Genomic DNA, 14,185 nt, shown 5'->3' on the forward strand with positions numbered 1-14,185 from the left:
GCCGCCACGCGCCCGCCGTTCAGGTGACGCCGGATAAGGTCGGGCGTATGGATCACGGCACCGAAACGGACCCCCGCGCGGCTCGACGGGACCCGGTGGCCAACGCCGGCGGGTTCACCGACCTGGCGAGCAGCCCGTTCCGGATCGACCGCGACCGGATCGCCGCGTCGCCGTTCTTCGCGCGGCTCGGCGGCGTGACGCAGGTGGTCAGCGCCGGCGGCGCCGGGCTGCTGCACAACCGGCTCACCCACAGCCTGAAGGTCGCGCAGGTCGCGCGGGCCATCGCCGAGCGGATCACCGCCGGGCCCGAAGCCGACCTGGCCGCGAAGCTGGGCGGCTGCGACCCGGACGTCGCCGAGGCCGCCGCGCTCGCGCACGACCTCGGGCACCCGCCGTTCGGGCACCTCGGCGAGCAGACGCTCGACCGCATCGCGCGCCACCGCTTCGGCCTCGCCGACGGCTTCGAGGGCAACGCGCAGTCGTTCCGCATCATCACCACGACCGACGTGCGCGGGCCGTCGGCGATCGGGCTCGACCTCACGACCGCCGTGCGCGCCGCCGTCCTCAAGTACCCGTGGCTGCGGCTGCACCACCCCGCGCCGCACCCGTCGGAGATGGCCGTCCCGCCGCGCGGCGCCGCCGAGCCGGAGGACCACCCGGGCACCGGCGCGGCCAAGTTTTCCGCCTACGCCACCGAGCTGGACGACTTCGAGCAGGCGCGCGCGGCGTTCGCCGGGCGCGTCGAGAGCTGGCAGCAGACCGTCGAGGCGTCCGTGATGGACACCGCCGACGACATCGCCTACGCCATCCACGACCTGCAGGACTTCCACCGCATCGGCGTTCTGCAGCACGCGCCGGTCGCGGCGGAGCTGGGGGAGTGGCTGCTGCACGCCGACGAGCTGGCCGGGCTCGACGACGAGACGCTCTACGCCGAGCTGCGCCGGCCGGGCCGGTCGCTGGAACGCCTGCGCCGCCGGATGCACGCCAAGGACGCGTGGATCGTCGACGACGACGCCTTCGCCGCGGCGGTCGCGCGGGTGCGCGCGGAGCTCGTCGACGGGCTGCTGGCGGGCGCCTTCGACGGCTCGACCGAGGCCGAGCAGGCAACGGCGGCGTTCTCCGCGAACTGGACCGCCCGGCTGGTCGACGGCGTGTTCGTGGTCGCGTCGCCGTCCACCCGCGCCGGTCACGTGACGCTCGCGACGGCCCAGTGGCACGAGGTCCAGGTGCTGAAGTTCGTGCACCGGCGGTTCGTGCTGCTGCGCCCGGACCTCGCGCTGCACCAGCGCGGCCAGGCCGGCGTGGTCGCGAGCCTGGTCGACGCGCTCGACGCCTGGCTGCTGGACCGTGACGAGGTCTCCCGCCTCCCGCGCCGCCTGCACGACCTGGTCGAGCTGGCCCGCGCCGAGTACACGGGCCTGGCCCGCACCGCGCCGGAACTGCTTGTCGGCGCCACGGGCGAGCCGGTGACCGGCCGGGACGCGGTGCGCAACCTCGCGCGCGGCCGGGCGGTGGTGGACTTCGTGGCCTCGTTGACGGACAAGCAGGCGGTGACCCTTTTGGACGCTTTGTCCGGCCGGTCGGCCCAACCGTGGTCGGACTCGTTCGTCCTCTGATGGGTGAGCGTTGCTGTAGGTAGGTGGCGATTCGGCGTCGCTGAAGCGTCCTGTCCGGTTCTTGTCCGATCGGGCCGTCCCGTGCAGTGGGCCCGCTTGACGCAACTGGTCCGTTTCGTTCTTCCTGCAACGGATGCACCGTTCCCCTGAACGGCCTACGACTTACGGTCCATTCAGGAAATTACCCATCCGATGTCACTCGAACGGCTGATGCTTACAGAGAACTCACAGTACTTAGCTTGGTCCCGTCGGTGATCACCGGCGTCGGTCAGCGTGAGTCGGGGCACGCGCCTGGAGATATCGGAGGGCGCACGTGCGTCGTACCCGTTCCACCAGATCGAGATCCACTGTGCTCACGGCCGGAGCGGCGGCGTTGCTCGCCGCGCTCGGTCTGGTGTCGCCGCCCGCCGCGGGCGCCGCCACCACGTCCACACCGGACACTTTCACCGCCACCGCGCAGCAGCAGATCGCCGCGCTCCAGGCCGTCAAGGCCGGGAAGACCGGGGCCGAGTCCAAAGTAGACAGCAAGCTGCTCGTCGCCGAGAAGGGCGTGGGGAAGCAGCTGAACGCACTGCAGTCCGGGGCCGCTGTCTCGAACACCGGGACGGTGCTGGTCGACATCCGCGCGACCAAGGTCTCCCCGGACCTCATCTCCGGGCTCACCAAGGCCGGGGCGGGTATCCGCGCGGTGTCCGACCGGTACGGCAGCATCCGGGCCGAGGTGCCGCTGGCCGCCGTCAGCGCGATCGCCGCCCGCGGCGACGTCAAGCGCGTCGAGCAGGCCGACCAGGCCCTGACCGCCCGCGAACTGGCCACCCCCGCGACGACGCCGGGCAAGGCCGCCGAGACCAAGCAGCAGAAGGCCGCCCGCATCTCGGGTGAGCTGCAGAAGGCCCTGACGAGCAAGACCCAGCAGCGCAGCGCCGCCGCGGCCGCCACGCTGACCAGCCAGGGCGACCGCGCGCACAACGCCGACATCGCCCGCCAGCAGTTCGGCGTCACCGGCGTCGGCGTCAAGGCGTGCGCCCTGTCGGACGGCGTCGACTCGCTGGCCACCTCGCAGGCCAAGGGTGAGCTGCCGCCGAACGTCGACGTCATCGCCGGGCAGGAGGGCGACGGCGACGAGGGCACCGCGATGCTCGAGATCATCCACGACCTCGCGCCCAACGCCGCGCTCGGCTTCGCGTCGGCGTTCAACTCCGACGCCAGCTTCGCGGACAACATCCGCAAGCTCCGCTTCGAGTCGCACTGCGACGTCATCGTCGACGACGTCATCTACTTCAAGGAAAGCCCGTTCCAGGACTGGATCATCGCCCAGGCCGTGAACGACGTGACGGCCAACGGCGCGCTGTACTTCTCTTCGGCGGGCAACGAGGGCAACGTCCTCGACGGCACCGCCGGGCACTGGGAAGGCGACTTCGTCGACTCGGGCAAGTCGGTCGGCAAGTTCGCCGGTGTCGCGCACAACTTCGCCGGCGCGGCGGGCAACCAGATCTACGAGCCCCTCTCCGACGCGTCCTCGGCCGGCGTGCCGGTGACGCTGCACTGGTCGGACCCGCTCGGCGCCTCGTCGAACGACTACGACCTCTACCTGCTGAACTCGGCGGGCGCGGTCGTGGACTTCAGCCAGGACGTCCAGGACGGCACCCAGGACCCGTTCGAGATCCTGCAGACGCCGGCGTTCGGCGGCACGGGCCTGCGCCTGGCCGTCGTGAAGTTCTCCGGTGAAGGCCGTTACCTGTCGCTGTCCGCGCTGCGCGGGCGGTTCAAGGACTCGGCGGACGGCCTCAAGGCCTACAACACCCCGGGCGTGACGGTCGGCCACTCGGCCGCGCGCGACGCCTTCAGCGTGGCCGCCACCCCGGCGGCCGCGGCGTTCGGCCGGCCCCTCGAGCCGGGTGACCCGGCCAACCCGACCGGTCCGTTCCCGGGCTCGTTCAGCAGCACCTCCAAGGCCGAGCGGTTCAGCTCCGACGGCCCGCGGCGTGTGTTCTACGAGGCCGACGGCACCCCGATCACCCCGGGCAACGTCTCCTCGACCGGTGGTGAGGTCCGGAACAAGCCGGAGATCACCGCGGCCGACGGCGTCCAGACCAGCGTGACCGGCTTCAGCCCGTTCTTCGGTACGTCGGCCGCCGCGCCGCACGCCGGGGCCATCGCGGCGCTGGTGCTCTCGGGCAACCCCGGCCTGCCGCCGGCGGAGGTCCGCGAAGCGCTGATCAACACCGCCGTCGACATCGAGACCCCGGGCCGCGACAACGTCACCGGCTCGGGCGTCATCCTCGCCGACAAGGTGCTCGCCTACACCGGCGCCAGCCCGCAGCCGCTCGCCGTGGCCAAGCAGCCGACGGTCACCCCGACCGACGGCGGCTCGTCGCTCGACCCGGGCGACACCGCCAAGGTGACCCTGCCGGTGACCAACGACGGTGACGGCGCCGCCGTCTCCACCAGCGTCGTGCTCACCAGCCCGACCCCGGGCGTGACCGTGGCGCCGCGCTCGAAGTCCTACGGCACCATCAGCCCGGGACAGACCGGCGTCAACGACTTCACCATCACCGTCCCGGCGAGCCAGCAGCTCGGCGTGCCGGTGGTGCTGAACGCCAAGGTCACCTTCGCCGGCGCGCACTCGCCGACGACGTCGACGTTCTCGCTCCCGGTCGGCACCCCGTCGCCGGTCGCGCAGGACTTCGCCTACACCGGCGCGCCGGTGGCGATCCCGGACAACAGCCCGGTCGGCGCTTCGGTGACCATCCCGGTCACCGGGGTCGGCCGCGCCGCGAAGGTGTCGTTCTCCGTGGACGGCACCACCTGCAGCACCGACCCGCTCTCGACGGCGGTCGGCCTGAACCACTCCTACGTCGGTGACCTGGTCGGCTCGCTGACCTCGCCGTCCGGGGCCAAGGCCACGGTGTTCCAGCGCAACGGCGGTTCGGGCAAGAACCTGTGCAAGGTCGTGTTCGCCGACGACGCGGCGGTCGCGTTCAGCACGGTGACGTCGGCCAACGCGCCGTTCACCGGCTCGTACAAGCCGGCGAACGCCCTCGGTAGCCTGGCCGGGGCCGTCGTCGACGGCACCTGGACGTTCGGGGTGGTCGACGCGGCCGGCGGCGACGTCGGCTCGATCCGCTCGGTCGCCCTGCACATCAACGGATTCGTCCAGCCGGCCGCCGCCGGCCGGCCGTCGAACGTGCACGGCGCGACGAACAACGGGCCGGTGCACCCGCAGTAAGTTCGCACTGAAGTCCGTGAAGGCCTCCTTACCGGCCATAAGAGCCGGTAAGGAGGCCTTCACGGCTTTTGCCGTAGCGTGCGGTGTTGTGGCGAAGGCACGGGAAGTCGCGGGTGGCGGGCGCGCGGTGACGGTCCCGCCGGAACGCCTGGCCGGCTGGTTCGCCCGGTTCGCGCAGCGGCACGACGGCGTCGTGACGACCGAAGCCACGCCCGCCGAGGTCCGGGTGGTCGCGGGCGACGGCACCACCGCGATCGCGACCGTCCCTTTCGGACTCCTCGTCGCGCCGTCGCTCGAAGGCCTCGTCGCGCACGCGCTGGTGCCGCGGCGGATCGCGCTTCTGCTGGTGCGGCTCGGCAGTCACAGCGTCGGCGTTTCCTTCGACGGCCGGATCGAGGTCTCGCGCACCGGCCGCCACCTCGTGCACGGCCGGTCCGCGGCCGGCGGCTGGTCGCAGCAGCGCTTCGCCCGGCGTCGTGAAGGCCAGGCGCGTCACGCACTGCAGGCGGCCGCGCGGGACGCGGCCGAGGTGCTCGTCCCGCGACTGTCCGAAGTGGACGCCGTCGTGCTCGGCGGCGACCGGCGGGCCCTCGACGAGCTGCGCGAGGACCGCCGTCTGGCGCCGCTGTTCGCCCGCGCGGAACCGCGCGTGCTGGAACTCGGCGAACCGCGGCGCAGCGTCCTGGAAGACGCCGCCGCGCGGGCCCTCGAAGTGGAGATCACGCTGCGCGACGGGTGAGTCAGCACACGTCGAGAGAAACCCGTGGACGCCGCCCCGTACACTGGTCGCGTGGAGATCCTTCTGGAGTGAGCCGTCGCACCGGTCAGACCTGGCCGGTCCGCTTGACGCTGCCCTTCACTCACCCCCTTTTACCGGGAGTTTCCCTTGATCACGGCCACCGGCCTTGAGCTGCGCGCGGGTTCGCGCATCCTGCTCGACGGCGTCAGCATCCGCATCCAGCCCGGCGACCGCATCGGCCTCGTCGGCCGCAACGGCGCGGGCAAGACCACCTCGCTGAAGGTCCTCGCCGGCGAAGGCGAGGCGCACGCGGGCGAGGTCCGCCGCACCGGCGAGCTCGGCTACCTGCCGCAGGACCCGCGCGAAGGCGACCTGTCGGTCACCGCGAAGGACCGCGTGCTGTCCGCGCGCGGCCTCGACAAGCTGATGCGCGACATGGAAAAGGCGCAGACCGCGATGGCGGAGCTGGTCGACGACGCCCAGCGCGACAAGGCGATCAACCGCTACGCCCGGCTCGAGGAGCGGTTCTCCTCGCAGGGCGGGTACGCCGCCGAGAGCGAGGCCGCGCGCATCTGCTCGAACCTCGGCCTCGCCGACCGGGTGCTCTCCCAGACGCTGGGGACGCTCTCGGGTGGGCAGCGCCGCCGCGTCGAGCTGGCGCGGATCCTGTTCGCCGCGGCCGAAGCGGGCGCCGGCGGCAAGTCCGAGACGATCCTGCTGCTCGACGAGCCGACCAACCACCTCGACGCCGACTCGATCACCTGGCTGCGCACCTTCCTCAAGCAGCACGACGGCGGTTTGGTCGTCATCAGCCACGACGTCGAGCTGCTCGCCGACGTCGTCAACAAGGTGTGGTTCCTCGACGCCACCCGCAGCGAGCTCGACCTGTACAACATGGGCTGGCAGCGGTACCTGGACGCGCGCGCCACCGACGAGAAGCGCCGCCGCCGCGAGCGCGCCAACGCCGAGAAGAAGGCGTCGGCGTTGCAGCAGCAGGCCGCGAAGCTCGGCGCGAAGGCGACGAAGGCCGTGGCGGCCAAGAACATGGCGCGCCGCGCGGAGCAGATGCTGTCCGCACTGGACGAGACCCGGCACGCCGACAAGGTCGCCCGGATCAAGTTCCCGGAACCCGCGCCCTGCGGCCGCACGCCGCTCACCGCGGAGGGGCTGTCGAAGTCCTACGGCTCGCTCGAAATCTTCACCGGCGTCGACCTCGCCGTCGACCGCGGGTCCAAGGTGGTCGTGCTCGGGCTGAACGGTGCCGGAAAGACCACTTTGCTCCGGCTCCTCGGCGGAATGGAAACGCCGGACACCGGCGGGGTCGTCCCGGGTCACGGAATGCGTTTGGGCTATTACGCACAGGAACACGAAACTCTTGATCATGATGCGTCGGTGTGGGAAAACATCCGACATCTCGCTCCGGACACCGGCGCGCAGGAGTTGCGGAACCTGCTCGGTTCGTTCCTCTTCACCGGCGAACAACTCGACCAGGCCGCCGGCACCCTTTCCGGCGGCGAGAAGACCCGGCTCGCCCTGGCCGGCCTGGTCTCCAGCGCTGCCAACGTGTTGCTGCTCGACGAGCCCACGAACAACCTCGACCCGGCCAGCCGCGCCCAGGTCCTGGATGCTTTGCGCAGTTTCTCCGGCGCCGTGATCCTGGTGACGCACGACCCGGGCGCGGTCGAGGCCCTGGAGCCGGAGCGGGTCATCCTGTTGCCCGACGGCACCGAGGACCATTGGTCGGCCGACTATCTGGAACTTGTCCAGCTTGCGTGAGCCGTGCGTCCATTCGGGTGCAAGATCACTGCCGGTGAGGCACTGGAATGGCCCAATGTGATCGCAGTTTCGGTCGTTTTACGGCTGTCGTCTGGCATTCCGGCGCTCAGTGTTCGATCATTGCCCCGGCAGGGGCCGATATGTGGCCCAGAACACTCTCGGCGGGAAGGCGATCGACGTGGCTGATCTCAAGAAAGGCGCGCGGATCACCGGCAACACGCGCGACAAGCTGGCCGCTGACCTCAAGAAGAAATACGAGAAGGGCTCGAGCATCCGGGCGCTCGCGGAGTCCACGGGCCGGTCCTACGGGTTCGTCCACCGGGTGCTCTCGGAGTCCGGGGTCCAGCTGCGGGGGCGCGGTGGGGCCACCAGGGTCAAGAAGAAGTAGGCGAGGACTGCTGCGCGGGGGGCGCAGTGGGAACTGTCGCAGCAGGCTCCTCGGCCACGCGGAACGCCAGGTACGCCCCGAGCAGGACCAGGGGGTACACCAGGTAGCCGTAGCGGGTGGCCGGGGTCAGCAGGATCAACGCGCCGAGTCCGACGGCGATGCGCAGGAGTGCGCCGGAGCCGTTCGCGGGGGGCCGGCGCACCAGCCAGACCAGCATCGCCACGGCCGCGGCGCCGACCAGCACGAAGGCCGCCACCTGGCCGATCGCCCCGGTTTCGGCGATCAGGTGGCCCGGCAACGGGCTCGCCGCGGGTGACCGCACGACACCCATCCCGAGCGGGAACCGGAAGACGTGCTCCACGAACGCCGCCGGGTCCACCAGGTACACCGGCAGGTGCAGCACGGCCGTCGTGGCCACCAGCGCGGTGGCGAACCGCGCGAGCGCGGGCCAGTCGAGGCGTTTCTTCCCGCGTACCAGCACGAACACCGCCAGGACCGCGGCCGCGGGTGCGACGATCAGCTTCGCGCTGACGACCAGCGCGAGCACGACTCCCGACCAGGCACCCCGGCCGGTGGCGGCGAGTGCGCACGCGAGCACCAGGAGTCCGACGATCGCCAGGTCCGGGCCGGCGACGGCCCAGGTGAGCGCGGTCAGCGGGCAGGCCAGCGCGAGCTGCGCGGCCCCGACCGGGACTTTCGGCCACTTCAGCAGTTTCAGCGTGCCCAGCACGCACGCGCAGGCCGCGAGGGCGAACATCCAGCGGGCGTCGGTGAGCGCGTCGGTCAGCGGGGTGCCGCCGAACAGCGCCCGCGGCAGGCCGAAGACCGTCATCACCGGACCGTAGGGCGTGTAATCGTTTACCACGGGCGGGCGGCCGAGCGCGGTGACGTCGACGTACGGGGTTCCGTGGTGCAGCAGCAGATCCGCGGACCGCTCGATCACCCAGACCTCGGGCTGGGCGGCCCACGAGATCGGCGTGATCAGCCAGTCCACTCCGGTCAGTCGGCGAATCACGAGGACTGCCAACGGAAGGATCATGGCCAACAGGGCGACCGCGGCGATCCCGCACCAGCGGGAACCGAGTACGCCGCGCGGCGTACGGCCCGTGCGTGCGGACAGCAGCAGCCGGCCGCTGTGCAGGGCGCCGAAGCCGTACGCGGCCGTCGCGAAGTTGCCCCAGACGCGGTAGCCGTAGAACTCGGAGACGAGCGCGGTCGGCAGCGCGAAAGCCAGGCAGGCCAGGTAGAACCCCAGATCCCACTTCAGCGGGCCGGGGCCGGGGGAGTGGGCCGGTGCCGTGAAGAACCGCACGACGCGCCCCTGCCGGGGCGCCAGGCCCGCCTCCGTTTCCACCTGGTCAGGCTACCGAGGGGCCCGCGGCCCGGTTCAGCCGAGGTCGCGCAGGCGGGGAAGCAGTTTCGCGGCTTCCTCGGACGCGCGGACGACGTCGGCGTGGCCCGTCGGCATCAGGACGAGTTCGGTGAACCCCGCCGCGACGTAGCTCTCCGCGAGCCGCAGCGCACTGTCCGCATCGGACGGCAGCCGGAACTGAACGGCCCGGCGGATTTCCGCCGGGTCACGGCCGACATCCGCGCAATGGCGGTCGAGCACCGACGAAAGCCGTCGCAGTTCGACGATTTCGGTGCCGGGAAGTGCCGCGTTGAGCCAGACGTCAGCGTATTCGGCGACCACGCGCAGGCCGCGCTTTTCGCCGCTGCTGCCCAGCCACAGCGGCGGATGCGGCTGCACCGGTTTCGGATCGCCGAGCGCGCCGGTGAGGGTGTAGTGCTTCCCGGCGAAGTCCGTCACCGGGCGCGTCCACAACAGACGGAGGATTTCGCAGGCTTCGGCGAGCCGTTCGACGCGTTCGAGCGCCGGCGGCGTCGGGGTGCCCATCATCGTGTCGGTCAGGACGTCGCCGCCCGCGCCGAGGCCGACGTCGAGCCGGCCGCCCGAGAGGTGGTCGACGGTCGTGGCGAGCTTCGCGAACGTGCCCGGGTGCCGGTTGGTGTTGCCGGAGACCAGGCAGCCGATCCGCACGCGCTTCGTCGCCTCGGCCATCGCGGCCAGCAGGGTCCAGCCGTCGAAGATGTCGCCGGTGCGGTCCGGGCCCATCGGGGCGAGGTGGTCGAACACCCAGCAGCCGTCGAACCCGCCGTCGTCGGCGATCGCCCAGATCTCGCGCAGCGCGGTGACGCCGATGTGCTGCTGGGGTGGCTTGAGGCCCACGGTGGTCATGATGTGCTCCTGATTATCAGTGTGACAAACCATCAGTAAGACTGACGATCAGCGTAGGGGTAAGGTTCTCGCATGTCCAGCGACCTCGAGACCGGTCCACCGGCCGCCGTCGGCCGTCGGCTCGGCTACCTGCTGAAACACGCCCAGCAGCGGCTGGCCGAGCTGGCCGAGCCGCTCTACGGGCCGCTCGGGATCACCGGGCGGCAGCTGGCGCTGCTCGCGTTGTTCGGCGAGGGGCCGGCGCAGTCGCAACAGGACGGCGCGGCGCGGCTCGGGATCGACCGGACGACGATGGTCGCGCTCGTCGACGAGCTGGAAGTGAAAGGCCTGGTCCGGCGCGAGGTCGCGCCCGGTGACCGGCGCAAGCGCCTCGTCCGGTTGACTGACGAGGGCGAGCGGGTGCGGCGGGTGGGCGAAGAAGCGACGCGCGAGGCCGAGGCGCTCCTGCTGGCACCCCTGGGCGACACCGCGGAGCAGTTGCGCACCGCGCTGTACCTGGTCGTTCGCGGCGAGTGAACGCGATCGGGAAGCAATCGGACGGCGACCGCGTTGTCCAGGTCATATCCGAAGAAAACCTCAGCTTTGGTAGAGGTTTTGGAACTGGGGGTCTCCCGTGGACAACACCTGGGCACTGCTCAGCTCGGCGATGCGCGCCAACGACGTGCCGAAGGCGCTGACCCGCGGCACGTTCAAGCGCGTCGCCCGCTTCGCCCGGCCGCACTGGCGGTCGTTGCTGATCTTCCTCGTGTTCACCGTCATCTCGGCGGTGCTCGCGGTGACGACGCCGGTCCTGGCCGGCAAGGTGGTCGACGCGATCGTCGGCGGGCACGACCTGTCCGTCGTGATCTGGCTGGCGATCGTGATCGCCGGGCTCGCGATCGCCGACGCCGGCTTCGGCCTGATCGAGCGGTGGCAGTCCGCGCGCATCGGCGAGGGCATCATCTACGACCTGCGCCGCGCGGTGTTCGAGCACGTGCAGCGCATGCCGATCGCGTTCTTCACCCGCACCCGCACGGGTGCGCTGGTCTCCCGGCTCAACAACGACGTCATCGGCGCGCAGCGGACGTTCACCGCGACGCTGTCCGGCCTGGTCACCAACGTCATCCAGCTGGTGCTGTCGCTGGCCGTCATGCTCACGCTGTCCTGGCAGGTCACGCTGGTCGCGCTGGTGCTGCTGCCGATCTTCGTGCTGCCCGCGCGCCGGCTCGGCCGCCGGATGGCCGGGCTGCAGCGGGAGTCCGCGAACCTCAACGCCGGCATGACCACGCAGATGACCGAGCGGTTCTCGGCGCCGGGCGCCACGCTCGTCAAGCTCTTCGGGCACCCGGTGCAGGAGGCCGACGACTTCGGCGTGCGCGCCGGGCGGGTGCGCGACATCGGCATCCGGACCGCGATGCTGACCCGCTGGTTCATGACCAGCCTGACGCTCGTCTCGGCGCTGGCGCAGGCGCTGGTCTACGGCCTCGGCGGGTACCTCGCGCTGACCGGCCAGCTGGCGCCGGGCACCGTCGTCGCCCTGGCGCTGCTGCTGACCCGGCTCTACGCGCCGCTGACCGCGCTGGCCAACGTCCGCGTCGACGTGATGACCGCGCTGGTCTCGTTCGAGCGCGTCTTCGAGGTGCTCGACATCGACCCGATGATCAAGGAGAAGCCGGACGCCTTGGTGCTGCCGCCTTCGGAAGGCGTTTCGGTCGAGTTCTCCGACGTCCGCTTCGGTTACCCCGCCGCGGACCGGTACTCGCTGGCGTCGCTGGAAGACGTCGCCACGCTCGACCACCGCGGCGGCGAAGAGGTGCTGCACGGCATCTCGTTCCGCGCCGAGGCGGGCCAGATGGTCGCGCTGGTCGGGTCGTCGGGCGCGGGGAAGTCGACGATCGCGTCGCTGCTGCCGCGGCTCTACGACGTCGACTCGGGCACGGTGCGGGTGTCCGATGTGGACGTCCGGGACCTGAGTTTCGCTTCGCTGCGGCACACCGTCGGCGTCGTGACGCAGGACGGGCACCTGTTCCACGAGACGATCCGCGCCAACCTGGCCTACGCGCGCCCGGACGTCACCGACGACGAGATCTGGGAAGCGCTGGAGCGAGCCCGGCTCGGCGAGCTGGTGCACTCCCTGCCCGACGGCCTCGAGACCACGGTGGGGGAGCGCGGGTACCGGCTCTCCGGCGGTGAGCGCCAGCGGCTGACCATCGCGCGGCTGCTGCTCGCGCAGCCCAAGGTCGTCGTCCTCGACGAGGCGACCGCGCACCTGGACTCCGAGTCCGAGGCCGCGGTCGGCGAAGCCCTGACGCACGCACTGGCGGGCCGCACGGCCCTGGTCATCGCGCACCGCCTCTCGACGGTCCGCGCCGCCGACCAGATCCTGGTCCTGGAGCACGGCGAGATCGTCGAGCGCGGCACGCACGACGAGCTCCTGGCCGCGAACGGCCGCTACGCGACCCTCCACGCCACCCAGTTCGCCGACCAGGAACCCGCCGTCGCGTGATCAGGCCCGGAACCCGCGTGATCGAGCCCGGAACTCACGTGATTGGAGCCGTAACTCGCGAGTTACGGCTCTGATCACGCGGGTCACGGCTCTGATCACGCGAGTTCCGGGTTCCGGCTAGCGGAGCTGGGGGACCAGCTCGCTGTACTTGGCCAGCAGGGACTTGTTGGCCTCGTCGCCGCCCTCGACGTTGGAGCTGCGCCACAGCGGGACGTCGAGGCCCTCGGCGGTGCCGCGGTCGTAGACCTGGGCCAGCACGAGGTTCCACAGGAACGCGTTGACCACAGTGGACAGCGGCGCGGTGCGCGGGGCGTCCGGCGGGTAGCTCGCGTCGCCCGGGATCACCAGCGAGTCGAGCACCACGGTGCCCTGCTCGACCAGCGTGCTCGACGATCGCCGCGGCGCCGCGGCCACACAGGCCCGCGACGTGATGGCGATGACGGCCGCGCCGCGCTCGCGCGCCCCGATGCACAGCTCGACCGGGTACGGGTTGGACCCGGACGTCGAGAACACGACCAGCACGTCGTCCGGGCCCGGCGCGCGCTCGGCGAGCACCTCCTCGGCGAGGCCGGTGCGGCGCTCGGTCGTGGTGCTGTGCACCGCGCCGTGCAGCGGCAGCAGCTCCGGGTGGTACAGCGGGTAGACGCACGCCAGCCCGCCGGCCCGGTAGAACGTCTCGGCGACGGCCGCCAGCGAGTGCCCGGCGCCGGCGGTATAGACCAGTGCGTCGGCCCGGATCACCCCCAGCACCAGATCGGCCGCGGCCCGCACTGCTTCGGCGTTGGCCTGCTCGACGTCCGCCAGCTGCTTGGCGACACTGCCCGAGATGTCCGTGGCGCTCACCACACCCACCCTTCCGTCGGTGATCGGGCGCCGAATCTACCGCGAAGATGGTGGTACGCGGTGGAATAGCCGGGTGGCGTATCCAGGTTGATCCGGATGCGGGTAGCGAGTCCCGGACAGTGGGAGGGCGTGGGTGAGCGAGGCAGAACCGGCGGTGGCGGTGTGGCCGGCGCGCGGGCGGACCGAAGCGGTCGTGCTCGTGCTGCACGGCGGCGCGGAGCACGGCACGGGCGGCGTCCCGCCCTGGAAGCTCGCCCACCTGCGGATGGTGCCGATCGCGCGCGCCCTGCACCGGGCCGGGCGCAAGCACGGCGTCGAGGTGCGGCTGCTGCGCAACCGCCGCTACGGCTGGAACGCACCCGCCATGGACCCGATCCAGGACGCCCGCTGGGCCCTCGACCGCATCCACGCCGACCACCCCGGCCTGCCGGTGGTGCTGGTCGGGCACTCGATGGGCGGCCGGGTGGCGCTGCGCGTGGCCGACGACCCGGCCGTGCGCGGGGTCTGCGCCCTGGCCCCGTGGACGCCGCGGGGCGAGCCGGTCGGGGCCGTCGCCGGGCGCTCGGTGCTCGTCGTGCACGGCACCCGCGACCGGATGACCAGCCCGGTCGAGTCCCACGCCTTCGCCGAACGCGCCGAGGGCGTCGCCGCCCGGGTGGCCCGGTTCGAGATCGCCAACGAGGGCCACGCGATGCTTCGCCGCTCTTCCGTCTGGACCCGGCTGGCAATTGCTTTCACAATGGAAGTAATCGCCGGGAGCACCGACGACACACTCACGGGCGCGTGGGCCGCGCCGGGACCCGAGCGGCTCCGAATACCCGTGTGACACCACCCCGAACAGGGCATTCGACGAAGGGCGCCGCGGGGGTG

11 protein-coding genes are annotated in these 14,185 nt (G+C 71.6%); 8 read left to right on the forward strand and 3 right to left on the reverse strand.

Annotation, left to right across the window (positions count from 1 at the left end; genetic code table 11):
- The first annotated feature begins 47 nt into the window (after positions 1–47).
- The 5 genes from MUY22_RS27505 to MUY22_RS27525 all read left to right on the forward strand — a co-directional run bounded on the left by MUY22_RS27505 (position 48) and on the right by MUY22_RS27525 (position 7,748).
- Positions 48–1,616 (forward strand): deoxyguanosinetriphosphate triphosphohydrolase family protein, encoded by a 1,569-nt coding sequence (locus MUY22_RS27505; RefSeq protein WP_247049234.1) that lies wholly within the window; start codon positions 48–50, stop codon positions 1,614–1,616.
- A gap of 349 nt (positions 1,617–1,965) precedes the next feature.
- Complete coding sequence (locus MUY22_RS27510) at positions 1,966–4,845, forward strand: S8 family serine peptidase (protein ID WP_247049235.1); 2,880 nt, start codon at positions 1,966–1,968, stop codon at positions 4,843–4,845.
- Between the two features lie 88 nt (positions 4,846–4,933).
- Complete coding sequence (locus tag MUY22_RS27515; protein WP_247049236.1) at positions 4,934–5,584, forward strand: acVLRF1 family peptidyl-tRNA hydrolase; 651 nt, start codon at positions 4,934–4,936, stop codon at positions 5,582–5,584.
- 147 nt (positions 5,585–5,731) lie between these two features.
- Positions 5,732–7,360: an ABC-F family ATP-binding cassette domain-containing protein gene (locus MUY22_RS27520; protein ID WP_247049237.1), complete on the forward strand. Its 1,629-nt coding sequence runs from the start codon at positions 5,732–5,734 to the stop codon at positions 7,358–7,360.
- A 178-nt stretch (positions 7,361–7,538) separates the two neighbouring features.
- Entirely contained in the window at positions 7,539–7,748 is a 210-nt protein-coding gene (locus tag MUY22_RS27525) for a helix-turn-helix domain-containing protein (RefSeq protein WP_003071237.1), read from the forward strand.
- Here MUY22_RS27525 and MUY22_RS27530 read toward each other — a convergent pair.
- Together MUY22_RS27530 and MUY22_RS27535 are read right to left on the reverse strand one after the other, a co-directional pair.
- Positions 7,735–9,060: a glycosyltransferase 87 family protein gene (locus MUY22_RS27530; RefSeq protein ID WP_247064163.1), complete on the reverse strand. Its 1,326-nt coding sequence runs from the start codon at positions 9,058–9,060 to the stop codon at positions 7,735–7,737. The two genes, MUY22_RS27525 and MUY22_RS27530, sit on opposite strands and share 14 nt — an antisense overlap.
- Positions 9,061–9,135: 75 nt before the next feature.
- Positions 9,136–9,987: an LLM class flavin-dependent oxidoreductase gene (locus tag MUY22_RS27535; RefSeq protein ID WP_247049238.1), complete on the reverse strand. Its 852-nt coding sequence runs from the start codon at positions 9,985–9,987 to the stop codon at positions 9,136–9,138.
- A gap of 72 nt (positions 9,988–10,059) precedes the next feature.
- Here MUY22_RS27535 and MUY22_RS27540 point away from each other — a divergent pair, with 72 nt between their 5' ends.
- Both MUY22_RS27540 and MUY22_RS27545 read left to right on the forward strand, forming a co-directional pair.
- Positions 10,060–10,503 carry a MarR family winged helix-turn-helix transcriptional regulator gene (locus tag MUY22_RS27540; protein WP_247049239.1) on the forward strand — a complete coding sequence of 148 codons (444 nt, stop codon included), beginning with the start codon at positions 10,060–10,062 and terminating at the stop codon, positions 10,501–10,503.
- A gap of 97 nt (positions 10,504–10,600) precedes the next feature.
- Positions 10,601–12,472 carry an ABC transporter ATP-binding protein gene (locus MUY22_RS27545; RefSeq protein ID WP_247049240.1) on the forward strand — a complete coding sequence of 624 codons (1,872 nt, stop codon included), beginning with the start codon at positions 10,601–10,603 and terminating at the stop codon, positions 12,470–12,472.
- 117 nt (positions 12,473–12,589) lie between these two features.
- On the opposite strand, the gene MUY22_RS27550 is transcribed toward MUY22_RS27545, so the two are convergent.
- Positions 12,590–13,318, reverse strand: a complete 729-nt coding sequence (locus tag MUY22_RS27550; protein WP_247049241.1) for an SIS domain-containing protein — start codon at positions 13,316–13,318, stop codon at positions 12,590–12,592.
- Between the two features lie 130 nt (positions 13,319–13,448).
- Between MUY22_RS27550 and MUY22_RS27555 the strand changes: the two genes are divergently transcribed.
- Positions 13,449–14,141, forward strand: coding sequence for an alpha/beta hydrolase (locus tag MUY22_RS27555; protein ID WP_247049242.1), 693 nt, complete (start codon positions 13,449–13,451; stop codon positions 14,139–14,141).
- Positions 14,142–14,185: the final 44 nt, after the last annotated feature.

The organism is Amycolatopsis sp. WQ 127309 (assembly GCF_023023025.1).
Lineage (GTDB): Bacteria > Actinomycetota > Actinomycetes > Mycobacteriales > Pseudonocardiaceae > Amycolatopsis.

What these genes read in the sequence shown, in the direction of transcription:
- MUY22_RS27505 (WP_247049234.1), top strand. Translation starts at nt 48, where the DNA reads ATGGATCACGGCACCGAAACGGACCCCCGCGCGGCTCGACGGGACCCG.
- MUY22_RS27535 (WP_247049238.1), bottom strand. Translation starts at nt 9,987, where the DNA reads ATGACCACCGTGGGCCTCAAGCCACCCCAGCAGCACATCGGCGTCACC.
- MUY22_RS27540 (WP_247049239.1), top strand. Translation starts at nt 10,060, where the DNA reads ATGTCCAGCGACCTCGAGACCGGTCCACCGGCCGCCGTCGGCCGTCGG.